This is a genomic window from Rhizobium sp. Root149, assembly GCF_001427345.1.
Taxonomy (GTDB): domain Bacteria; phylum Pseudomonadota; class Alphaproteobacteria; order Rhizobiales; family Rhizobiaceae; genus Neorhizobium; species Neorhizobium rhizoryzae.
In genome coordinates this window covers 195,882-218,234 of record NZ_LMGD01000022.1, presented here as the reverse complement: position 1 = coordinate 218,234, position 22,353 = coordinate 195,882, and the positions used below count along the sequence as shown (strand labels likewise).

The 22,353-nt window shown below is 58.7% G+C and carries 24 protein-coding genes and 1 riboswitch; of the genes, 13 read left to right on the top strand and 11 right to left on the bottom strand.

All coding sequences use genetic code 11. The annotated features are described in order from the left end of the window. Positions 1 to 82 precede the first annotated feature (82 nt). Entirely contained in the window at positions 83 to 2,077 is a 1,995-nt protein-coding gene (locus tag ASD54_RS19290) for a PhoX family phosphatase (RefSeq protein ID WP_062556173.1), read from the top strand. A gap of 106 nt (positions 2,078 to 2,183) precedes the next feature. On the opposite strand, the gene ASD54_RS19285 is transcribed toward ASD54_RS19290, so the two are convergent. The 6 genes from ASD54_RS19285 to ASD54_RS19260 form a co-directional block, all read right to left on the bottom strand. Further along, the gene (locus ASD54_RS19285) at positions 2,184 to 3,017 is read right to left on the bottom strand and encodes an EamA family transporter (RefSeq protein WP_062556301.1); all 834 of its coding nucleotides are present in this window, start codon (positions 3,015 to 3,017) and stop codon (positions 2,184 to 2,186) included. A 122-nt stretch (positions 3,018 to 3,139) separates the two neighbouring features. Then, a complete protein-coding gene (locus tag ASD54_RS19280; protein WP_062556172.1) occupies positions 3,140 to 3,916 on the bottom strand; it encodes a thiazole synthase in 777 nt (258 codons plus the stop codon). 2 nt (positions 3,917 to 3,918) lie between these two features. Next, positions 3,919 to 4,116, bottom strand: a complete 198-nt coding sequence (thiS, locus tag ASD54_RS19275) for a sulfur carrier protein ThiS (RefSeq protein ID WP_062556171.1) — start codon at positions 4,114 to 4,116, stop codon at positions 3,919 to 3,921. Further along, positions 4,113 to 5,090 (bottom strand): glycine oxidase ThiO, encoded by a 978-nt coding sequence (gene thiO / locus ASD54_RS19270; RefSeq protein ID WP_062556170.1) that lies wholly within the window; start codon positions 5,088 to 5,090, stop codon positions 4,113 to 4,115. Before thiO ends, thiS begins: the two co-directional genes overlap by 4 nt. A gap of 15 nt (positions 5,091 to 5,105) precedes the next feature. Continuing rightward, positions 5,106 to 6,914, bottom strand: coding sequence for a phosphomethylpyrimidine synthase ThiC (gene thiC, locus ASD54_RS19265; protein WP_062556169.1), 1,809 nt, complete (start codon positions 6,912 to 6,914; stop codon positions 5,106 to 5,108). A gap of 90 nt (positions 6,915 to 7,004) precedes the next feature. Further along, positions 7,005 to 7,135, bottom strand: a riboswitch (TPP riboswitch). 104 nt (positions 7,136 to 7,239) lie between these two features. Then, positions 7,240 to 8,316, bottom strand: coding sequence for an MBL fold metallo-hydrolase (locus ASD54_RS19260; RefSeq protein WP_062556168.1), 1,077 nt, complete (start codon positions 8,314 to 8,316; stop codon positions 7,240 to 7,242). A 352-nt stretch (positions 8,317 to 8,668) separates the two neighbouring features. On the opposite strand from ASD54_RS19260, the gene ffh reads away from it, so the two are divergent. The 5 genes from ffh (at position 8,669) to trmD (ending at position 12,438) form a co-directional block, all read left to right on the top strand. Next, a complete protein-coding gene (gene ffh, locus ASD54_RS19255) occupies positions 8,669 to 10,231 on the top strand; it encodes a signal recognition particle protein (RefSeq protein ID WP_062556300.1) in 1,563 nt (520 codons plus the stop codon). Positions 10,232 to 10,249: 18 nt separating this feature from the next. Further along, the gene (locus tag ASD54_RS19250; RefSeq protein WP_062556167.1) at positions 10,250 to 10,570 is read left to right on the top strand and encodes a chorismate mutase; all 321 of its coding nucleotides are present in this window, start codon (positions 10,250 to 10,252) and stop codon (positions 10,568 to 10,570) included. A 69-nt stretch (positions 10,571 to 10,639) separates the two neighbouring features. Beyond that, positions 10,640 to 10,993 (top strand): 30S ribosomal protein S16, encoded by a 354-nt coding sequence (gene rpsP, locus ASD54_RS19245; RefSeq protein ID WP_062556166.1) that lies wholly within the window; start codon positions 10,640 to 10,642, stop codon positions 10,991 to 10,993. A gap of 128 nt (positions 10,994 to 11,121) precedes the next feature. Next, on the top strand, positions 11,122 to 11,730 hold the full coding sequence (gene rimM, locus ASD54_RS19240; RefSeq protein WP_062556165.1) for a ribosome maturation factor RimM: 609 nt from the start codon (positions 11,122 to 11,124) through the stop codon (positions 11,728 to 11,730). A gap of 9 nt (positions 11,731 to 11,739) precedes the next feature. Continuing rightward, on the top strand, positions 11,740 to 12,438 hold the full coding sequence (gene trmD / locus ASD54_RS19235; protein WP_062556164.1) for a tRNA (guanosine(37)-N1)-methyltransferase TrmD: 699 nt from the start codon (positions 11,740 to 11,742) through the stop codon (positions 12,436 to 12,438). On the opposite strand, the gene ASD54_RS19230 is transcribed toward trmD, so the two are convergent. Further along, a complete protein-coding gene (locus ASD54_RS19230; RefSeq protein ID WP_062556163.1) occupies positions 12,420 to 13,166 on the bottom strand; it encodes a sulfite exporter TauE/SafE family protein in 747 nt (248 codons plus the stop codon). The genes trmD and ASD54_RS19230 overlap by 19 nt on opposite strands. A gap of 297 nt (positions 13,167 to 13,463) precedes the next feature. Between ASD54_RS19230 and rplS the strand changes: the two genes are divergently transcribed. After that, positions 13,464 to 13,982 carry a 50S ribosomal protein L19 gene (gene rplS, locus ASD54_RS19225; protein WP_062556162.1) on the top strand — a complete coding sequence of 173 codons (519 nt, stop codon included), beginning with the start codon at positions 13,464 to 13,466 and terminating at the stop codon, positions 13,980 to 13,982. Positions 13,983 to 14,091: 109 nt separating this feature from the next. Then, complete coding sequence (locus ASD54_RS19220; protein ID WP_062556161.1) at positions 14,092 to 14,649, top strand: GNAT family N-acetyltransferase; 558 nt, start codon at positions 14,092 to 14,094, stop codon at positions 14,647 to 14,649. A 108-nt stretch (positions 14,650 to 14,757) separates the two neighbouring features. Here the strand turns inward: ASD54_RS19220 and ASD54_RS19215 are convergent, their stop codons facing one another. The 4 genes from ASD54_RS19215 to ASD54_RS19200 all read right to left on the bottom strand — a co-directional run bounded on the left by ASD54_RS19215 (position 14,758) and on the right by ASD54_RS19200 (position 19,413). Beyond that, complete coding sequence (locus tag ASD54_RS19215) at positions 14,758 to 15,147, bottom strand: DUF2794 domain-containing protein (RefSeq protein ID WP_062556160.1); 390 nt, start codon at positions 15,145 to 15,147, stop codon at positions 14,758 to 14,760. A 310-nt stretch (positions 15,148 to 15,457) separates the two neighbouring features. Beyond that, positions 15,458 to 16,201, bottom strand: a complete 744-nt coding sequence (locus ASD54_RS19210) for a thioredoxin family protein (protein WP_062556299.1) — start codon at positions 16,199 to 16,201, stop codon at positions 15,458 to 15,460. A 260-nt stretch (positions 16,202 to 16,461) separates the two neighbouring features. Continuing rightward, complete coding sequence (acnA, locus tag ASD54_RS19205; protein WP_062556159.1) at positions 16,462 to 19,158, bottom strand: aconitate hydratase AcnA; 2,697 nt, start codon at positions 19,156 to 19,158, stop codon at positions 16,462 to 16,464. Positions 19,159 to 19,224: 66 nt separating this feature from the next. Continuing rightward, the gene (locus ASD54_RS19200; protein ID WP_062556158.1) at positions 19,225 to 19,413 is read right to left on the bottom strand and encodes a hypothetical protein; all 189 of its coding nucleotides are present in this window, start codon (positions 19,411 to 19,413) and stop codon (positions 19,225 to 19,227) included. An 11-nt stretch (positions 19,414 to 19,424) separates the two neighbouring features. Between ASD54_RS19200 and ccmA the strand changes: the two genes are divergently transcribed. Genes ccmA through ASD54_RS19175 form a run of 5 tightly spaced genes read left to right on the top strand, consistent with a single transcriptional unit; the run spans position 19,425 to position 22,318 of the window. Further along, complete coding sequence (ccmA, locus tag ASD54_RS19195) at positions 19,425 to 20,075, top strand: heme ABC exporter ATP-binding protein CcmA (protein WP_062556157.1); 651 nt, start codon at positions 19,425 to 19,427, stop codon at positions 20,073 to 20,075. Then, complete coding sequence (gene ccmB, locus ASD54_RS19190) at positions 20,072 to 20,731, top strand: heme exporter protein CcmB (RefSeq protein WP_062556156.1); 660 nt, start codon at positions 20,072 to 20,074, stop codon at positions 20,729 to 20,731. Before ccmA ends, ccmB begins: the two co-directional genes overlap by 4 nt. A gap of 43 nt (positions 20,732 to 20,774) precedes the next feature. Next, positions 20,775 to 21,533: a heme ABC transporter permease gene (locus tag ASD54_RS19185; protein WP_062556155.1), complete on the top strand. Its 759-nt coding sequence runs from the start codon at positions 20,775 to 20,777 to the stop codon at positions 21,531 to 21,533. Positions 21,534 to 21,536: 3 nt separating this feature from the next. Further along, on the top strand, positions 21,537 to 21,713 hold the full coding sequence (gene ccmD / locus ASD54_RS19180; protein ID WP_062556154.1) for a heme exporter protein CcmD: 177 nt from the start codon (positions 21,537 to 21,539) through the stop codon (positions 21,711 to 21,713). Next, positions 21,710 to 22,318, top strand: coding sequence for a DsbE family thiol:disulfide interchange protein (locus ASD54_RS19175; RefSeq protein ID WP_062556153.1), 609 nt, complete (start codon positions 21,710 to 21,712; stop codon positions 22,316 to 22,318). The genes ccmD and ASD54_RS19175 overlap by 4 nt, the downstream gene beginning before the upstream one ends. Positions 22,319 to 22,353 lie beyond the last annotated feature (35 nt).

The window sequence follows — 22,353 nt, the reverse complement described above, 5'->3', positions numbered from 1 at the left end:
TCTGGGGAAACTGTCGCATCCCTGAAACATGACATGCCTAGATTGGAACACCTCTAAAAGAGAACAATCAGGAGACGGTTCGATGAACGAACATGTGACGCAAAACCTCTTTCCGACCTCGCTTCTGGAAGAGGCCGATGGCGAAGGCCATAATGCCAGCGACAACGCCACGATGGGTGAAATCATCTCGAAGCGGTTTTCGCGCCGCAACTTCCTGCAGGGATCGCTTGCTGTTTCTGCCATCGCCGCAACCGTCAGCCCTGTTGCGCTGATGAGCGCCGATGAGGCGCGGGCGGCAGGCAAAGCCGGTTCTGCTTTCAATTTCAACGAGATCGAGGCTGGCGTCGACGCCAAGCATCACGTGGCGGAAGGCTATAATGCAGATGTGCTGCTGCGCTGGGGCGATGCGGTTCTGCCGGGCGCGCCGAGCTTTGACCCCTTGAAGCAGTCGACAGAGGCGCAGGCCAAGCAGTTCGGCTACAACAATGATTATGTCGGCTTCATTCCGCTCAAAGGCTCCTCCACCCATGGTCTGCTGGTGGTGAACCATGAATACACCAATCCGCATCTGATGTTTCCGGGCCTCGTGAAGATCGTCGACGGCAAGGTTAGCCAAAACAAGCTTTCAAAGGAGCAGGTGGATGTGGAGATGGCGGCTCATGGCGGCACCATCGTTGAAATTCGCAAGGAGGGCGGGAAGTGGCAGGTCATTGCCGATGGTAAGCTGAACCGCCGCATCACTTCCAATACGCCGATGCAGATCACCGGCCCGGCTGCGGGTCATGACCGCCTGAAGACTGCCGCCGATCCGACTGGCACCAAAGTTTTCGGCACGCTGAACAACTGTGCGGGCGGGGTCACCCCGTGGGGCACCTACATCATGGCGGAAGAAAACTTCCACGGTTATTTCCAGGGCAAGCTGCCGGAAGGCCACGCGGAAGCCGCCAACTACAAGCGCTATGGCGTGCCGGAAGGCTCCTACGAATGGGGCAATTTCTACGACCGTTTCGACCTTTCCAAGGAGCCGAACGAGCCGAACCGCTTCGGCTGGATTGTGGAAGTGGATGCCATGGACCCCACCTCCACGCCCAAGAAGCGCACGGCTCTTGGTCGCTTCAAGCACGAGGGTGCGGAAAGCATCGTGGCGAATAATGGCAAGGTCGTCTTCTATCTCGGTGACGATGAGCGCTTCGACTATGTCTACAAGTTCGTCACCGATGGCACTTTCAACCCTGCTGATCGCAAGGCCAATATGGACCTGCTCGACAAGGGCACGCTCTATGTCGCCAAGTTCGGCGAAGACGGTTCCATGCAGTGGATGCCGCTCATCCACGGTCAGGGTCCGCTGACGGAAGCGAACGGCTTCAAGAGCCAGGCCGATGTTCTGATCGAGACCCGCAAGGCGGGCGATCTTTTGGGTGCCACCAAGATGGACCGTCCGGAAGACATTCAGCCGAACGGCGTCAACGGCAAGGTCTATGTCATGTTGACCAACAACACCAAGCGCAAGGCCAATCAGGTCAACGCCGCCAATCCGCGCGCGGAAAACGCCTTCGGTCACATCATCGAGATCACTGAGAACGATGGTGATTTCACCGCCACAGCCGGTAAATGGGAAGTTCTGTTGAAGTGTGGGGATCCCTCCGTCGCCGCAGTCGGTGCCACCTTCTCGACGGAAACCACCAAGAACGGCTGGTTCGGTATGCCAGACAACTGTGCGGTGGATTCTGCCGGTCGTCTGTGGGTTGCCACGGATGGCAACAGCCCGAAGGGCACCGGCCGGACCGATGGTCTGTGGGCCGTCGATACGGAAGGTTCAGCCCGCGCCACTTCCAAGCTGTTCTTCCGCGTGCCTGTCGGTGCGGAAATGTGCGGCCCGCTGTTTACGCCGGACGATGAGACGGCTTTCGTTGCCGTGCAGCATCCGGGAGATGGCGGTGAGGATTGGGCAGGCCATGGCCGCCCGTCCTATTACGAGGATCTCTCCACCCGCTGGCCGGATTTCAAGCCGGATATGCCGACTCGTCCGGCGGTTGTCGCCATCACCAAGATCGGCGGCGGCAAGATCGCTGTATAATCCCTATGCCTCAAGGCTCCGCGCTCGTTTGAGTGCGGAGCTTTCTTACCCTTGTTCCAAGCAATCCCGGACGCAAAACCGGTTCCCACTTTTGCTGGGAATTGTTTTATCTTCCAATCGCAATCGCCCCAGCCGCCACGATCAGGCAGGCGATAATGCGCTTGGGCGTGAGTGTTTCACCCAGAAATAGCCGCCCAATGATCATGGCGAAGACAACGCTTGTCTCGCGAATGGCGGTGATCGGCCCGGCCGGTCCCATCGAGTAGGCGATGATAACGACACCATAGGCGATCAGTACGAAAATGCCCGCCAGCAGCGCCTTGCGGCATTCGCGGTCGGAAAGGTTCATGGTGAACTTTCCGCGCATCATTACATAGGCCAGGATCAACAATACGCCGTAGGTAAACAGCACCCAGGCCGCATAGGCCTTCGGGTCATCGAAATGCTTCACACCCGTGGAATCGACCGTGGCATAGGTTGCGATGATCACGCCGGTCAAAAGTGCCCAGAGGATGGAGGAAGTTGGTGCCCGGTGCCGCCCGATGGATAGGCTCATGATGCCGATGGCCACCAGTGACACGCCGATAAGCTGGCTGAAGCTCAGCATCTGACCCGTCAGGAGAAAAGTTCCAAGTGAGACCAACAGCGGCACCGAGCCGCGCACGATGGGGTAAACCTGACCGAGATCGCCCAGCCGATAGGCGAAGACGAGGAACACGCTATAGGCCACCTGTAGCAGGGATGAGGTGAGGATGAAGCCGAAGCCTGTCAGGCTGGGCAGCGGAAAATAGAAGAGGATGAGCGGCAGCGTCGCGGCGATGCCGGTCACACCCATAACGGTGATGGACCATAGCCGGTCAGCACCGGAACGCAGGAACGCGTTCCAGCTGGCATGCATGACGGCTGCCGTCAGTGCCAGAGCTATGACGGCGGGGCTCATGCGAAAGCCACGGAAAATGATGGGTAGCTTGGAATTGCGGGCATCGGGGAACCAGTGATTTCCCCCAACACTGTGACCGCAGTCCATTTATGTCAATCGTATGACAGTACCTTTCCAGTCCCTCACGCAAACACACCCTTGCCAATCAATGGCGTGGAAGGCACAGCCATGTCTCGGGGCTCCAGAAGGCCTGCATCATGGCCAAGTTTTCCCGCCTCTATTGCCAATGCGAAGGCTCTTGCCATCGTGGCGGGATCGCCTGCCCCGGAGACGGCTGTGTTCAGAAGAACTGCATCGTAGCCCAGTTCCATCATGGTCGTTGCATGCGATGGACGCCCCATACCAGCATCGACGATCAGCGGAACCTCGGGAAACTCGGCGCGCATGGACCGAAGTGCCGGGATGTTCTGCGGCCCCATGGCGCTGCCGATGGGCGCGCACCAGGGCATCAGCACTTGGCAGCCCGCCCGCAGTAATCGTTCTCCCACCACCAGATCGTCAGTCGTGTAGGGAAACACTTCGAAACCATCGTCGCTCAGAATCTTTGCTGCTTCCACCAGCTGAAAAACATCCGGCTGCAGCGTATCCTGATGGCCGATCAGTTCCAGCTTGATCCAGCTGGTGCGAAACAGATCGCGTGCCATCTTTGCCGTCAGAACCGCTTCTGAAACCGTATGGCATCCCGCCGTATTGGGCAGCACATGCACGCCGAGTTCGCGAATGAGCTCGAAGAATGCGCCGCCGGTTCGGCCGCCTGCCGTCTCTCTTCTGAGCGAAACTGTTACGATCTCCGTACCGGATTGGCGCACCGCAGCCGACAGATCCTGCGGGGAGGGGTAGCGTGCGGTGCCAAGCAGCAGGCGCGAACAGACCGTTGTTCCATAGAGCGTTAATGCCATCGTTAGCCTCCCTGTCGAGGTGAGAGAATTTCGATCCGGTCATCCGGTTTCAGTTCCAAGGTCTCGCGCTCTTCGCGATGGATAAGTTCTGCATTCACGGCCGTTGCCAGCCACTCGCCTTCGTATTCCAGTTCCTGCAACAGGTCTGCGAGGTTTGTGGAGCCAATCACGAAAGTCTCGCCATTCACGATCACCCTCATGCGGCCCCCTTCCGCCGGTCGCGTTGCATCATGTCCGCTGCCTGTCTGGCCAGTGCCGGTGCCAGAAGAAAGCCGTGACGATAAAGCCCGGCTATGGCGATGCCGTCTTTGGTTTTTACAATGCGTGGCGTGTTGTCGATAAAGGCAGGACGCACGCCGGCACCCGTTTCCAGAATGCGGGCCTCGCCAAAGGCAGGATGCAATGCGTAGGCGGTATTCAGAAGCTCCATGGTAGATCGAACCGAAGCTTGCCCTGCGTCATTGCTTTCGATCATGGTTGCACCCAGCATCACCTGACCCTCGCCGCGCGGGACGAGATAGACGGGATGGCGCGGATGCAAGACACGGATGGTGCGCGTCAACTGGATTTCCTGTGTCTCCAGCATCAACATTTCTCCGCGTACGCCGCGCAGCCCCTTGATGTTGCCGATGGCAGATGGACCTGTGCAATCCACAATCTTCGAGAAGCGACGCAAGGGGGATGTCATTGGCTGGCCAAAGGAAAGCGTCACCCCTGCGTTCACCAGCTTTTCTTCCAGTGCGAGAAGGGCTTTCCGCGGATCCAGGTGCGCCTCTCCGGCAAAATAGAGTGCTCGGGTGAAGCGTCCTGCCAGAGCCGGTTCGAGCGCTGCAATGCACTTTTCATCCAGCCATTGATAGCCATGGGTGCGCTTGGCAAACCTTTCGAGTTCTGCGCGGTCGCGGTTCAGTGCCAGCACGAGCGTGCCCCGCCGATGGACCATGCCGGGCAGTGCTTGCTCCCACCAGTCGGCAGCAGATAATCCGAGATCGAAGACGGTCTCGTTTGCTGCTTCGCGTTCGCACCAGGGGGCAAGCATGCCGCCCGCATAGTGAGATGCGCCCAAACCGGCCCGTGGCGCCGAATCGTTCAGAACCACGTTCAGGCCGCGGCGGCGCAGTTCATAGGCAAGTACGAGACCGGCAACGCCGGCCCCCTTGATCAGAATTGTCATGGTCCGAACTGGTCCTTATTCCGCAACAGGCATGTACAGATCGCCGCCCTCACGGAATTTCGCCGCCATGGCTTCCAGCCCCTCCTTTTGTGCTTCGGCACGAATATCGTGCGAAATGCGCATCGAGCAGAATTTCGGCCCGCACATGGAGCAGAAATGCGCCACCTTGTGTGCTTCCTTCGGCAGGGTCTCGTCGTGATAGGAACGGGCGGTTTCCGGATCGAGCGAGAGGTTGAATTGATCCTCCCAGCGGAATTCGAAGCGTGCACGGGAAAGTGCATCGTCACGCACCTGTGCTGCCGGATGTCCCTTGGCGAGATCGGCTGCATGGGCGGCAATCTTGTAGGTGATGACGCCTACCTTCACGTCATCCCGGTCGGGCAGGCCCAGATGTTCCTTTGGCGTGACGTAGCACAGCATGGCGGTGCCGTACCAGCCGATCATAGCCGCACCAATGCCGGAGGTAATGTGGTCGTAGCCGGGGGCGATGTCCGTCGTCAGCGGCCCAAGCGTATAGAAGGGAGCTTCTCCGCACACCTTCAACTGCTTGTCCATGTTCTCCTTGATCTTGTGCATGGGAACATGGCCGGGACCTTCGATCATCACCTGGCAATCTTTCGCCCAGGCAATCTTCGTCAATTCGCCCAGCGTTTCCAGTTCTGCAAACTGCGCGGCGTCATTGGCATCGGCAATCGAGCCGGGACGCAAGCCATCGCCCAGCGAGAAGGAGACATCATAGGCACGGCAGATGTCGCAGATCTCCTCGAAATGCTCGTAGAGGAAGCTTTCCTTGTGGTGATGCAGGCACCACTTGGCCATGATGGAGCCGCCGCGGGAAACGATGCCCGTCACACGACTGACGGTGAGCGGAATGTAGTGAAGCCGAACGCCTGCATGAATGGTGAAGTAATCGACGCCCTGTTCCGCCTGTTCGATCAGCGTATCGCGGAACACGTTCCAGGTCAGGTCTTCGGCAATGCCGCCCACCTTCTCCAGCGCCTGATAGAGCGGCACAGTACCAATCGGAACCGGCGCATTGCGGATGATCCAGTCGCGAATGTTGTGAATGTTCCGGCCCGTAGAAAGGTCCATCACGGTATCGGCACCCCAGCGGATGGCCCAGACCATCTTTTCCACTTCCTCGGCCATGGAGGAGGTGACGGCGGAATTGCCGATATTGGCGTTGATCTTGACCAGAAAGTTGCGGCCAATCGCCATCGGCTCCAGTTCCGGGTGGTTGATATTGGCGGGAATAATGGCGCGACCCAGCGCCACTTCCTGCCGCACGAATTCCGGCGTCACGTAGTCGGGAATGGCGGCTCCAAAACTCTCGCCGTCGCGTTCCAGTTTTTCCTTGAGGGCCCTCCGCCCAAGATTTTCGCGGATCGCCACGAACTCCATCTCAGGCGTGATGATGCCTGCCCGCGCGTAAGCCAACTGCGTTACCGCTTTGCCATCCGTCGCGCGGCGTGGTTTCGGCTGCACGGGAAAAGCGGGCGTCAACCGCTCGCCGCTGGCAAAACCATTATCCTCCGGTTTCACCTCGCGTCCGTCGTAAAGCTGCGTATCGCCGCGTGCCGCGACCCAGTTTTCCCGCAGGCGCGGCAGGCCCTTTTCGATCTCGATTGCGACAGCCGGATCAGTGTAGGGGCCGGATGAATCGTAGACGTTCACCGGTGGTTCGCCGGAAGTAGGGTGCAGGGCAATCTGGCGAAGCGGCACCCGGATGTCAGGGTGCAGTTCGCCGCTCACATGGATCTTGGTTGAAGCGGGAAGCGGCCCAGTTGTCACATCGAGTCGGGGAAAATTCGGGGCAATGTTCATCGTGGAACTCCAAGGTTTAAGGTTTGGAGATCCAGTCACGTCAGCCGGAAAGATGGATAGACGCCGAGACAAGGCAGACATGGCCCTGTAGAAATCGCGCGTGCACCGTCCCTACGCCAGTATGAACTGGATCAGGTTCAACGGGTCACCGCGCTGCTTGGCCTCTAAAAGCCAAGCCCAGCGGAATCTCAGCCCCTTGCGGGACACCCCTGGTGAATGCGCAGGATTCTGAAGCCAAGCACGGCAAGAGTCAACGATGCATCTTTCGCGATCATAAAATTTTTACATCGCTTAAAGATTGAAATATTCTAACATATGTAGGGTCTTACGCTTCCGGCACGTCGAAGGCTTCGCCCGGGCGAAGCGGACGAAACCGCTCCGGCTTGATCTGTGCTGCTGCAAGTGCATTGCGCAGTGCCGCCAGCGGCTCCTCAATGCCTTCATCGGTGAGCTTTACCGTACCCCAGTGGTGGCCAATGGCGTAAGAAGCCTTGGCGAGCTGCATTCCAGCAACCGCTTCTTCCGGGTTCTGGTGTTGCGCTTTCATGAACCAGCGTGGCTCATAGGCGCCGATCGGCAGAATGGCGAGACGGAAAGAACCATGCTTTTCCTGCGCCGCCTTGTAGTTGACGCCCTCATGGAAGCCCGTATCACCGACGTGGTAGATTTTGCCCGCCAGTGTCTCGATCACGAAAGCACCCCACAGCGCCATGCTGCGGTCGCCAAGCCCGCGGGCCGACCAGTGATGGCATGGCTCGCAGTGGATCGACACATTCTTGCCGACATAATCCTTCGAGCCCCAATCCATGACCGTAATGCGCGGATCATCCAGTTCGGGGCCGAAGATCTTGTCATTGCCCAGAGGCGTGATGTAGCGCGGACGATGGGCGGCGTGGATACGCTTCAGCGTATCGATATCGAGGTGGTCGTAGTGATTGTGGGTGACGATGACGATATCGATAGCCGGCAAATCTTCGATCCTGATGCCCGGCTCGTTCACCCGTTTCGGGCCTGCAAATGACACCGGGCTGGTACGGTCCGACCAGACGGGGTCGGTCAGGATGTTCAAGCCAGCAACCTGGATCAGCATGGAAGCATGGCCGACCATGGTCACCACTATCCGGTTCCCTGTCACCCGCTTTTCAGGCTTTGCGCCTGCAAACGGGCTTGGATAGGCATCAGGCCAGTCTATGCTCTTGCCGTTGAAGCGCCATTTCAGAAGGTTGAGAAAGCCTTTGGGCGCTTCGCCGCCGGGATTGAAGAAGCGCGTTCCGTCGAAATGGTCGGACACCGGCCCCGTATAATATTTGTTGGCTGCCATGGCTCTCCCTGCTGCAAGCCCGCCGCCCAAAAGCGCGAGACTGCCGATTGCTGACCATTTCAGGAAATTGCGTCGCTTCATAATAAAATCTATAGGTATCCCGGTTGAACCTATCAAGAAGCGTTACGATAGGCTGGCATGTCGGATCAGCGGCATCACAGTCGGTTGATTGTGCAGACAGGTCTAGATGGCAAAAACCCCCGGCAGCCTTGACTTTGCGGGCCAGTTGCTGTTTAAGCCCGCCATCTGCTGAAAGTTTCAAGAACTTTAGCCGCCGACCGGGACCCGTAAAGGTATAAAGAGATCCCGGAGGTCAACACCCGACAGCGCGTGGCGCCCTCGGGTGTCGTTTGGCTTTGCGTCTTGTTTTTCGGCGGCAAAGACCCGACGTTTGCACCAGTCAGAACTGTGCAACGTCAAGAAGGATGAAACGATGTTCGAAAACCTCCAGGACCGTCTTGGTTCCATCTTGAGTGGACTGACCGGCCGTGGCGCGCTTTCCGAGGCGGATGTCTCGGCGGCCATGCGCGAGGTTCGCCGTGCGCTTCTGGAAGCGGACGTGGCGCTGGAAGTCGTTCGTTCCTTCACCGATCGCGTTCGTGAAAAGGCCGTTGGTGCCTCCGTCCTGAAGTCGATCAAGCCCGGCCAGATGGTCGTGAAGATCGTTCACGACGAACTCATCGAGATGCTGGGTTCGGAAGGCGTTTCGATCGACCTGAACGCACCGTCGCCGGTCGTCATCATGATGGTAGGCTTGCAGGGATCCGGTAAGACCACGACGACCGGCAAGATCGCCAAGCGGTTGACGGATCGCGACCGCAAGAAAGTTCTCATGGCCTCGCTCGATACGCGCCGTCCGGCAGCGCAAGAGCAGTTGCGTCAGCTGGGCGTTCAGACGGGCGTCGATACTTTGCCGATCATTGCTGGCCAGTCGCCGACCGATATCGCCTCTCGCGCCGTCCAGGCTGCCAAGCTCGGCGGTCATGATGTCGTCATTCTCGATACGGCAGGCCGTACGCATATCGACGAGCCGCTGATGGCGGAGATGGCCGAGATCAAGGCCCGCTCCAAGCCGCACGAAATTCTGCTGGTCGCGGATTCGCTGACCGGTCAGGACGCCGTCAACCTCGCCCGTAACTTCGATGAACGCGTCGGCATTACCGGCCTCGTTCTCACCCGCATGGATGGCGATGGCCGCGGCGGTGCCGCTCTGTCCATGCGTGCTGTCACCGGCAAGCCGATCAAGCTCATCGGTATCGGCGAAAAGATGTCGGAACTCGACGAGTTCCATCCGCGCCGTATCGCCGACCGCATTCTCGGTATGGGCGATATCGTTTCGCTGGTTGAAAAGGCCGCCGAAAATATCGACGCCGAAAAAGCGCGCGCCATGGCCGAAAAGATGGCCAAGGGCAAGTTCGACCTGAACGATCTGGCCGAGCAGCTGAAGCAGATGAAATCGTTAGGCGGCATGGGCGGCATCATGGGAATGATGCCTGGCATGGCGGGCATGAAGGACAAGCTCGCAGCGTCCGGCATGACCGACAAGGTGTTTGACCGCCAGCTTGCCATCATCTCGTCGATGACGAAGGCCGAACGCGCCAATCCCGATCTTCTCAAGCACAGCCGAAAGAAGCGTATCGCCGCCGGCTCCGGCACCGATGCCGCCGAAATCAACAAGCTTCTCAAGATGCACCGCCAGATGGCGGACATGATGAAGGCTATGGGTGGCAAGGGCAAAGGCGGCATCATGAAACAGATGATGGGCGGTCTGGCCGGCAAGATGGGTCTTGGTGGCCTTGGTGGTGGTATGGGCGGTATGCCTGATCTGTCGCAAATGGACCCCAAGCAACTGGAAGCGCTGGCAAAGCAAGCGGAAGCCGCAGGCTTTAAGCCGGGTTCGATGCCGGGTCTTCCCGGCGGTATGCCAGGATTGGGCAGCAAACTTCCGGGTCTGGGTGGCCTGCCGGGTCTTCCCGGCTTTCCGAAGAAGAAGTGAGGGGAGGCGCTCAAAGCCATGGTTGATCCAAAGGTCAAAGAACAGCTCGGAAAGTACCGCCAGTCGATCGACAACATCGACGCGGCACTTGTGCACATGCTGGCCGAGCGTTTTCGCTGCACGAAGGAAGTGGGCATTCTGAAGGCCCAGTTCGATTTGCCGCCGGCAGACCCGGCGCGCGAGGAATACCAGATCGAGCGTTTGCGCCGCCTTGCCAAGGATGCGCAGCTCGATCCGGATTTTGCGGAGAAGTTCCTGAATTTCATTATCAAGGAAGTCATCCGTCATCATGAAGCCATTGCTGCCGAACACGGCGGTGTCACTGAAAAGACCGCCTGAGCGCGGCCTGAAACACAACAGGACCGTCGAAGAAGACGGCCCTTACCGAAAAAACTGAAGGAGTTTGAAATGTCCCTGAAGATCCGTCTGGCCCGTGGTGGTTCCAAGAAGCGTCCTTACTACCACGTTGTTGTCGCCGATGCCCGCGCGCCGCGCGATGGCCGCTTCATCGCAACGCTCGGTTCCTGGAACCCGATGCTGCCGAAGGACAATGCTGAGCGCGTGAAGCTCGACGTTGAAGGCATCAAGTCCTGGGTTGCCAAGGGCGCACAGCCGACCGACCGCGTTCTGCGCTTCATGGCAGAAGCTGGCATTGCAGAGCGCGCTGCTCGCAACAACGCTGAAAAGGGCAAGCCGGGCAAGAAGGCTCAGGAGCGCGCTGCCGAGAAGGCTCAGAAGGCCGCTGAAGCCGCTGCTGAATAAGCGTCTACCTCAGATTTGACAGAACGGACGGCATGGCGACATGTCGTCCGTTTTGTTTTTCCGGTCTTTGTGTTTTCAAGATCATTGATCCGGGTTAGAGCAGTGACGAAGACAGGCAGGATAAAACCATGGCAAAGCTCGAAAACCCCATCCTCATGGCGACCGTCGGTGCGGCGCAGGGCTTGCGCGGTGAAGTGCGGGTGCGCTCCTTCACGGAAGATCCGCTGGCGCTGGGTGATTATGGCAATCTTCACAGCGAGGATGGCAGGGTCTTCGAAATTCTGGAAATCCGGGAAGCCAAAAATGTCGTCATCGTGCGCTTTCGCGGCATCAATGATCGCAATGCCGCCGAAGCGCTGAACGGGCTGGAGCTCTTCATCGATCGCGAAAAACTGCCCGATGAGGAACTGGATGATGATGAGTTCTTCTATGCCGATCTTGAAGGCCTCGAGGCGGTCGATGCCGATGGCATCAGTTATGGTGTGGTCAGCAGCGTTTTCGACTTCGGTGCTGGCGATCTCCTTGAGCTGAAGGCACCCAACAAGCGCCCGACGCTTATTCCCTTCACCGAAGCCGCTGTGCTGGAAATCGATCTGGAAAATGGGAAACTTCTGGTCGATCCGGTTGCCGCCGGTCTGATCGATCTGCCGGAGGACGAGGATCTGAAGGGCGAGATTCCCGATGGAAAGCCGGATGCTTCTGAGAAGAAGTCACCGCCGAAAAAGAAGCGGGACTGAGCCTGGGTCATGACGTTCCACGCAACGGTTCTCACGCTCTATCCTGAAATGTTTCCCGGCCATCTTGGTTATTCCCTCTCCGGCAAGGCCATGGAGCGGGGCGACTGGTCGCTGGAAGCGGTTCAGATCCGCGATTTCGCCAAAGACAAGCATCGCACGGTGGATGATACGCCAGCCGGTGGCGGCGCAGGCATGGTGTTGAAGCCGGATATTCTGGCGCAAGCCATCGATTCGCTCGCTCAGGATTCGCGTCCGCGCCTGTTGATGAGTCCGCGTGGCAAGCCGTTGACTCAAGAACGGGTGCGAGAGCTGGCGGCAGGCGAGGGCGTCGTCATCGTCTGCGGTCGTTTCGAGGGGGTGGATCAGCGGGTTATCGACGGTCGCCAGCTCGAAGAGGTCTCGATCGGCGATTACATCCTGTCCGGCGGCGAACCGGCGGCCTTGACCGTGCTGGATGCCGTCGTGCGCATTCTGCCCGGTGTTATGGGCAATGCATTGTCCGGCACGCATGAAAGCTTTGAGACTGGCTTGCTGGAACATCCGCACTACACGCGACCGCAGGAATTCGAAGGCGTTGCCATCCCGTCCGTGCTGACATCCGGTAACCATGCGGCGATCGACAAATGGCGCCATGAACAGGCACTGGCGCTGACAAAGGCGCGCAGGCCCGATCTCCTAAAGCAAGACGCTCAGCCGGTGACGAAGTAATAGATCGTCAGCGCTGTGCCGACAGCAACCACCAGCATGCGCATGATGGTTTGCGGAACCCGCCGCGCGAGCCAGACCCCCGCATAGCCACCGGCAGCGCCTGCGGGAATCATGATCACGGCCTGCGCCCAGCCCACGACGCCGCCGCCGACGAAGACGATGATGGCGACAGCGGCAATCACCATGGCGAGCAGGTTCTTCAGCGCGTTGAGGTGATGATAGCTTCCGCCGGTTGTCAGGCCCAGCACGGCCAGCATCATGATGCCCATGCCTGCACCGAAGAAACCGCCATAGATTGCGGTCAGAAACTGGCCAATGGCCGAGGACGGTGATGTGCCGGTTCGTTCCGCAGACGCTTTGGGCTTCAAGAGCGGACCGGCCGCAAAGATGGCCGTTGCCGCCGCCAGCAGCCAAGGCACCATGGCGCGGAACGACGGATTGTCGAGTGCCAGAAGGATGAGGGCGCCCGCGAGCCCGCCGACCGCCGAAATAATAGTCAGGGCGACGGCGCTTCGCCAGCGTTTCATCAACTCGGTCTTGTAGGCAAACGTCGATGTCACATAGCCGGGAAACTGCACGATGGACGAGGTCGCATTGGCCGAAATCGGCGGCAGGCCTGCAAGTGTCAGCGCGCCAAAGGTCAGGAATGTGCCGCCACCTGCAATGGCGTTGACCGCTCCCGACAGAAAACCGGATACAAACAGCAAGACAATAATTGAAATCGACACCCGGTGCCCTCCCTTGCAACCTGATGATCGAGCGGCTTATCGGTTGCTGGGTCGTGCTGCAAGGCCATATCAGGATGATCTTGAATTCAGATTCCTGCGCGACAGGGGTGACAAATGGCGATTGGTGGTGTAAAGGCCCACGCGGACATGGGAGTTTCTCCCGTTGACCGTAACAAAGAATGGCGAATCCGCTCCTGCTTGTGAACTCCCTCTTTTGGTTCACAGCACGGCTCCAAGGCAAGTCCGAAGGTCCGATGTCGAGCGCTCTGGTCGTTTCAGAAGAACCTAGAGGTTAACATGACAGATATCATTGCTCAGCTGGAAGCCGAACAGGCTGCCAAGATCGAAGCCAAGCGCAAGCTGCCGGAATTCTCTCCTGGCGATACGCTCCGCGTCAACGTAACGGTTCGCGAAGGCAACCGTACCCGTGTTCAGGCCTATGAAGGCGTTTGCATCGCTCGCTCCGGCGGCGGCATCAACGAGAGCTTCACCGTTCGCAAGATCTCCTACGGCGAAGGCGTCGAGCGCGTATTCCCGGTTTACTCTCCGCTGGTCGACAGCGTTGAAGTCGTTCGTCGCGGTAAGGTTCGTCGCGCGAAGCTGTACTACCTGCGCGACCGTCGCGGCAAGTCTGCGCGTATCGTCGAGAACACCAACACTCGCGCCCGCAAGCTCAACGAAGCTGAACGCGCTGCCGCTGCTGAAGAGCGTGCACGTATCGAAGCTGAAAAGGTTGCAGCAGCACAGGCTCTCGCCGCCGAAAAGGCAGCAGCAGAAGCCGCCGCTGCAGCAGCTTCGGAAGGTGCAGCAGAATAATAGTTCTGCGCATTCTGGATTTAAAAGGCGGGCTTCGGCTCGCCTTTTTTGTTGCAGTTCAGTCTCGATGGATCTTATCAAGGCAAGACCTTATCCGGATTGAACTGATATGACCTATCATCTGCGCGACGCGAGCCCCACCGATATACCCGCCATCACAGACATCTATCGCGATAGCGTCCTGAACGGCAGCGCCAGCTACGAGATCACGCCTCCAGACGAGGCGGAAATGCTGCAGCGCTTCAGGGCGATAACTGAGAAGGGGTATCCTTATGTGGTGGCCGAAGATGCCGACGGCACGCTTCTCGGCTACGCCTATGCCTCAGCTTTCAGGACCCGTCCTGCCTATCGCTGGCTGGTCGAGGATTCGATCTACCTCTCGCCCCTCGCCAGAGGTCGCGGCTTAGGCAAGGTGCTCCTGAAGGAACTCATTGAACGCTGTACAGGTCTCGGGTTCCGGCAGATGGCAGCGGTCATCGGCGGCGCAAGCTCTGCCTCTGCCGGCCTGCATGCAGCGCTCGGCTTCCAAATGGTTGGAACCATGAAAGGGACCGGGTTCAAGCACGGCCAGTGGCTCGATACGGTCTTCATGCAGCGGGAACTGGGGGCTGGCACCACAACACCGCCGGATCTTGGCGCCTATCCTGGTACACTTTTCGGGGGCTGACGTTCTAAAGCTTGTCGCGATCTTTCAGATTCGCTCCTGACGCTTTAACTCTTTGTTTTATCGCATGTCGTTTTCGCAAAACCGCTGCACACTTTTGCGTGACATGCTTTAGTCGATCAGCTTCAATACCTTGTCGAAGACTTTCAAGACTTGCTGCAAGTCATGGCCACGCTTCAGGATCATGCCATGCGTATTGGTAACGCTGAAGGCGCCTTGCTTGGCCGCGAGCTTGGGATTCTTCTCGATCCGGTACAGGGGCATCTCCCCCGAACGCTTGAAAACTGAAAAGACTGCCCGATCCCGCAACTGATCGATGGCGTAGTCCTTCCACTCACCCTCTCCGACCATGCGACCGTAAATTCTCAAGATGGCATCCAGTTCCCGGCGATGGAACATCACGGGGACGGCGTCAGTGCTCTGCCGGTACTGGTTGAGTTCGATCACGTTGGCGCCATCCGAACTGGAAAGCCGCCCTCCTGTCTCTGGCTGATCGCTCATCAAAGCTCCTCAATCCAAGGCCGTTTTTGATGACGGCTGCGTGACAGTGTGCCCTACGCCTGCCAAAAAGCAAGCGCGTTCGACAGGCTAACGCATTCTGCCCGACGGAGTTTCAGCGCTGCTATCCGCATTATTTGTTTTTTCTTAAATGCCGTTTTCCGCCTGAATTCGAACAAACCCGCGCCCGAATCGCGCGTCAGATTGGTGTCATGCAGTTGGCGCACAGCGCCATCAGGTCCGGTCCCAGGCGTTGACCTTACCCCCAGCCCCCGACGCTTCGGGCCGGACCTTTTTCTCTGCAAAGGTATCGCTATTGGGGACGCTTTCGTCCTGCCATCAAGACGGCGGCACCCATGATCGCAGCAGGTTCGCCCTTCGGCCCCGATGCCTGGAGAAGGATCGCGCATCCATCCTTCTTGGAGCGACCCATGGCCTTGGCAGGCAGGGTGATCTTCAGATCCTTGCCTTCCCACATGCCCACTGTCTGAACATCATAGACATTATGCCAGTATTCCATCTGGCGCCCGCTGTTCTCGCCACGTTCGACGGTGACTGCCTCCTTCTTGGTGAAGTAGGCGACAACCACGTCTGCTCGACCCTCGCCGGCCGGGATGGAGATTTCCATTTCCTCGCCATTCATTCGGGCCGTGATCGGAACGGTCAGGCCTTGGCCCTCGCCGTGCAACTGGCTGATCTTCCCATTGATTGCTGCGACATCGGTGCCTTTGACATGCGCCCGACCATTGATGATGGCCTGTGGCGTATAGACCCCGCTGCGGCCCATGCTGTGCGCATAGCCATACTGGCGCTCCGTATTTTCCTTGGAGCTCAGCGTATCGGTCCAGCCAAGATAGTTCCAGTAATCGACGTGGTAAGACAGCGCCACCACATCTCCCTGATCGACGATCTGCTTCAGGGCGGCGTCGGCGGGCGGACAGGAGGAGCACCCTTGCGACGTAAAAAGTTCCACCACGCCTTTCGGAGACGAGATGTCGCCCGCCAATGCGGTACCTGCAACCAGAAGGCTGACGGTGAGCCAGAAGGCGGATGTCACTGTATGCCGATGATGGACTTGTGTGTTGCGCATGGTGTCTTTGGGGCATGAGAAGCGGGTCTGGTCTGCAACCTACCCCCCAACCTCCATCAAGCGGAAGTCACAAGCGGGTGAGAGTTGTATGTGCAGATTTGCGCATAAAGAAGCCGCCGGACAAGGCCTGTCCGGCGGCTTCCTTGAATTTCGTCTTCTCCAGACGGTGAACCCTGCATCAGGCCAGAAGATTGCGCCACCTCTAGAGTAGCGCAATCCAGAGCCGATCAGGCAGCCAGATCGCGAAGAACCGTCTGCAGGATGCCGCCATTGTTGACGTAGGTGACTTCATCCAGCGTGTCGATGCGGCAGAGGATCTTGATCTCCTTCACCGTTCCGTCTGCATAGGTGATCTTGGCCGTCTTCCACTCGCGCGGCTTGATTTCGCCGTTGAGACCTTCGATCGTGACCGTTTCGTCACCCTTCAGGTCCAGCGTCTGCCAGTTCGTGCCCTCTTCGAAGACGAACGGGATAACGCCCATGCCGACCAGGTTCGAGCGGTGAATACGCTCGAAGGACTGCGCGATGACAGCGCGAACGCCGAGCAGGTTGGTACCCTTGGCAGCCCAGTCACGCGAAGAACCGTTGCCGTATTCAACGCCTGCAAAGATGACCAGCGGCGTGCCTTCGGCCTTGTACTTCATGGCAGCGTCGTAGATCGACATCTCTTCCTTGGACGGATAGTGGACGGTGTAACCGCCTTCCTTGCCGTTCGGGCCGAGCATGAAGTTACGGATGCGGATGTTGGCGAACGTGCCGCGCATCATCACTTCATGATTGCCACGGCGTGTACCGTACTGGTTGAAGTCAGCAACGGATACGCCGTTGCCGAGCAGGTAGGCACCAGCCGGGGACTGCGCCTTGATCGAACCGGCCGGAGAAATATGGTCGGTGGTGATCTTGTCGCCGAAGAGACCGAGAACGCGGGCGTTGACGATGTTGTCGGTGCCGACACCAGCCTGCTTCGGCATGCCGACGAAGTAAGGCGGGTTCTGCACATAGGTCGACTGGTCGTCCCAAGCATAGGTCTGCCCTTCCGGAACCTGCACAGCCTGCCAGTTTGCGTCGCCCTTGAAGACGTCTGCATACTTGGTCTCGAACAGTTCGCGGGTCACGTACTTCTGGATGAACTCCTGCACTTCGGCGGAGGTCGGCCAGATGTCCTTCAGGTAAACCGGGTTGCCATCGCGGTCTTCACCGAGCGGCTCGCTGGTCAGGTCCTTCTGGACAGTACCGGCGAGAGCGTAGGCAACCACGAGCGGCGGGGAAGCCAGGTAGTTCGCCTGAACGTCCGGCGAGATACGACCTTCGAAGTTGCGGTTACCGGAGAGCACGCCAGCGGCAATGATGCCCTTGTCGTTGATCGTCTTGGAGATCGGTGCTGGCAGCGGGCCGGAGTTGCCGATGCAGGTCGTGCAGCCGAAACCGACGAGGTTGAAGCCGAGCGCGTCCAGTTCCTTCTGCAGGCCGGACTTCTCAAGATATTCGCCGACAACCTGGGATCCCGGTGCAAGCGAGGTCTTGACCCACGGCTTGGACTTCAGGCCCTTGGCAACAGCGTTGCGGGCGAGAAGGCCAGCAGCAATCAGAACGCTCGGGTTCGAAGTGTTGGTGCAGGACGTGATGGCGGCGATTGCAACGTCACCATGGCCGAGATCGAAATCGGTGCCTTCAACAGCCCAACGCGTATCGAGCTGACCCGGCTTCTTGTAATCGCCTTCGAGAGCGGTTGCAAAGTTCGGAGCAATGGTTTCGAGCGGCAGACGGCCTTCCGGACGCTTCGGACCAGCCATGGACGGCACGACGTCGCCGAGATCGAGTTCCAGCGTGTCGGTGAAGACGAGGTCGGATCCATCGCCCTGACGCCACATGCCCTGAGCCTTGGAATAGGCTTCAACGAGAGCGATACGGTCCTTCGTGCGGCCCGACATGTCGAGATAGCCAACGGTGGCGGAATCGACCGGGAAGAAGCCGCAGGTTGCGCCGTATTCAGGACCCATGTTGCCGATCGTCGCGCGGTCGGCAACCGGCAGCGTGTCGAGGCCTGTGCCGTAGAATTCGACGAATTTGGAAACCACGCCCTTCTTGCGCAGCATCTGGACAACCGTCAGAACGAGGTCGGTCGCGGTCACGCCTTCCTTCAGCGTGCCGGTCAGCTTGAAGCCGATGACTTCCGGCAGAAGCATCGAAACCGGCTGGCCGAGCATGGCGGCTTCCGCTTCGATACCACCAACGCCCCAGCCCAGAACGCCCAGACCATTGATCATGGTCGTGTGGCTGTCGGTGCCGACACAGGTGTCAGGATAAGCGATGGTCTCGCCGTCTTCTTCCTTCGTCCACACCGTCTGGCCGAGATATTCGAAGTTCACCTGGTGACAGATACCTGTGCCCGGAGGAACGACGCGGAAGTTCTTGAACGCCTGCTGGCCCCACTTCAGGAAGCGGTAACGTTCGCCGTTGCGCTCGTATTCGAGTTCAACGTTGCGGGCAAACGCCTTGGGAGTCCCGAACTCATCAACGATAACCGAGTGGTCGATCACGAGATCGACAGGAACGAGCGGGTTGATCTTTTCCGGGTCGCCACCGAGGGCCTTGATGCCGTCGCGCATGGCAGCGAGGTCAACAACGGCGGGAACGCCGGTAAAGTCCTGCATCAGAACGCGAGCCGGACGATAGGCGATTTCGTTCTCGACCTTACCCTTGTTGTTCAGCCATTCGGCAACCGAAAGGATGTGCTCCTTGGTGACCGACTTGCCGTCTTCAAAGCGCAGCAGGTTTTCCAGAAGAACCTTCATCGAGAAGGGCAGCTTGGAAACGCCCGGCAGGCCATTGGCCTCTGCCTTCGGTAGGCTGTAATAGACGTAATCCTTGCCATCGACGGTCAGAACGGACCGGCAATTGAAGCTGTCGAGAGATTTAGACACGAGAAGTAACCCCGCTGATATCAAGAGCCAACACGCGCGTGCGGACGCCTATGCACTTCATGCACATCAGGATGCGGGTACGACCATTTCCGCTGTCCGCACGAGAAGAAAAATCTTCAGGTCCGGCGCAAAGTGAAAATCACGCCGGCCGCTGGCGTGGTTGCGAAGCTTATAGATAATTTCTAAGAAGTGTTCCAGACCATCAATGGCTATCGAAACGATTTTTTTCTGGTCTTCCCGCAACAGAATGAACAAGGTGCGAACCGATGCGGCTTGCCGCCGAAAACCTTTCCGCCCAGCGCGGTGAAGATTTCATATTCTCTAATATTTCCTTCGACTTGCAGTCGGGTGAGGCCCTTCTTCTCACCGGCCGGAACGGGTCGGGGAAAACGACGCTGCTGCGGGTCGCCGCGGGTCTGATTCAGCCGGCTTCCGGCGGCCTCAGCCTTTGGTATGACCAGACCCGAAAAGCCTCCAGGCTTGCCGAAGCCTGCCATTATCTCGGGCATCGCAACGCCATGAAAATGGAACTGACCGTGCGGGAAAACCTCAGCTTCTGGCAGTCGTTTTTTGGTGATGCTGAGGGCGGAAGGGGCTGTTCAATTGCGCAAGCAGCGCGTGCGGTCGAGCTTGAACAGGTATTACATCTCCCCTTTGGTTATCTTTCCGCCGGGCAACAACGCCGCATGGCATTCGCCAAGCTTCTGGTGGCCTACCGACCGGTCTGGATTGTCGATGAGCCGACAGCCGCACTGGATATCAACGCCGAGGCATTGCTGGCACGGCTCATGCGCGAACATCAGGCCAGGGGCGGCATGATCCTTGCCGCCACGCATCAGCCGCTTGAGCTTCTTGATGTGAGGCGGTTGGAAATGAAGGGCTTTGGGTTTGCGGCCATGGAAGGAGCGGAAGCATGATCGCCCTCCTGCTTCGCGATCTCAAACTGTCTTTCCGTGCTGGCGGCGGCGCCTTGATCGGTATCCTGTTTTTCCTGACAGTGGTGGCGGTCATTCCCTTCGGGGTAGGGCCGGATCTCAATCTTCTATCGCGGATTGGTCCCGCCATCGTCTGGATCGGCGCGCTGCTTGCTGCACTCCTTGGTCTTGACCGGCTGTTTCAGGCCGATCGCGACGATGGCTCGCTGGATCTTATCTTGATGCAGGAGCATCCGCTGGTGCTGACAGTTCTGGTGAAGTGCCTCGCGCATTGGCTGGCCAATATTCTGCCACTGGTGATCGCTTCTCCGTTGCTCGGCCTGTTCATGAATATGAGCGAGGTGGCGATCGGTGCCGTCATGCTGACCCTGCTGGTCGGTTCTCCGGCGCTGGCCTTCATCGGCGCTGTCGGGGCGGCAGTGGCAGTCACACTCCCGAGAGGGGGGCTTCTGGTTTCCATCCTCGTTCTGCCATTGACGATTCCCGTGCTGATTTTTGGCGTCAGCGCATCCTATGCAGCGGTGGAAGATCCGGCACCCTTCCTGCCGCCCTTTCTGATTCTTGTTGCCATCACGATGTTTTTTGCCGTCATTGGCCCGCTCGGTGCTGCGCTGGCGTTGCGCAATGCCGGGGATTGACTAGAATCAAGGAAAGACGGGGAGCCACCCCTAAAAGGATTACATGACCGAAAGCCTCGCCATCCGCAAATTCAGCGACCTTGCCAACCCGACGCGGTTCCTCGCGCTTGCGGAACGCCTTTTGCCGTGGATGGCGGGCCTCTGTTGTCTGCTCTTCGCAGCCGGGCTGTACCTCGCCTTCACGACTGAGGGGGATTACCAGCAGGGAGATACGGTGCGGATCATGTACATCCATGTGCCTGCGGCCTGGCTGTCGATGATGTGTTATTCCGTCATGGCGCTGTCGGCCATTGGCACGCTGGTCTGGCGTCATCCGCTGGCCGATGTTTCCCATAAGGCCGCAGCTCCGCTTGGTGCCGCTTTTACGCTGATCGCGCTGATCACAGGTTCGCTGTGGGGGAAACCCATGTGGGGCACGTGGTGGGTGTGGGATGCGCGGCTCACATCCGTCTTCATCCTGTTCCTGATGTATCTCGGCATCATCGCGCTGAACCGCGCCATGGACGATCCGTCCAAGGCTGCGCGGGTTTCTTCGGTGCTGATCCTCGTGGGATTTGTGAACATCCCAATCATCAAGTTCTCGGTGGACTGGTGGAACACGCTGCATCAGCCAGCCAGTGTCATCCGCATGGATGGACCGACCATCGACGGAGAGTTTTTGCGTCCGCTGCTGGTTATGGCCGTTGCTTACACGCTGCTGTTCTTCACATTGCATATCACGGCCATGCGCAATGAGATCTGGCGTCGTCGCATTGCCACCCAGCGGCGTCTGGCAGCCCGTAACGCAAGCCGGGAGGTATGATAGATGAGCCACGCTTTCTATATCTATACCTCCTATGGTGTGACGGCGCTGATTACGCTTGCCGTTATAGCTTGGACCCTTCTGGATGGTCGCGCCCGCCGAAGGGAAATGGCGGAATTGGAAGCCGCCGGTATCCGTCGTCGGTCCTCTCCTCCCGTGACTGAGGGCAAACAGGCATGACGGCTCCCCTTCAAACGGAGGAAACGCCGGAAAAGCGTGGCCTCGGACGTTATGGCTTTGCCCTGATCCCGCTGGTGATCTTCGCAGGCTTTGCCGCAGTGGCGGGAAAAATGTTGTATGATCAGGATGTGAATGGACGCGATGTGTCTGCCATTCCTTCGGCTCTGATCGGCAAACACGCGCCTTCACTTGCCTTGCCACCGCTGGAAGGATCGCAAACGCCTGCGCTGACCGATGCCGCCATCAAAGGCAGGCTGACACTGGTGAATGTGTTTGCGTCCTGGTGCGTACCCTGCCGTCAGGAGCATCCGCTCCTGAAGGAGCTCGCGAAGGATAGCCGGATCACTATCGTCGGCATCAATTACAAGGATCGCAACGACAACGCGCTGCGTTTCCTGGGCGAACTCGGCAATCCCTACAACGCCATCGGCGTTGATCCGAACGGCAAGGCCGCGATCGACTGGGGCGTCTATGGCATTCCGGAAAGCTATCTCGTCGCTCCGGATGGCACGATCCTCTACAAGCGCGTCGGGCCTTTCGATGAGCGCAGCGTCAGCCAGGATCTACTGCCCGCCATCGAGAAGGCCCTGACGCCGCAAGTCTGATCCAACTCCTTGTTATGACGCATTTCCGGACGCAA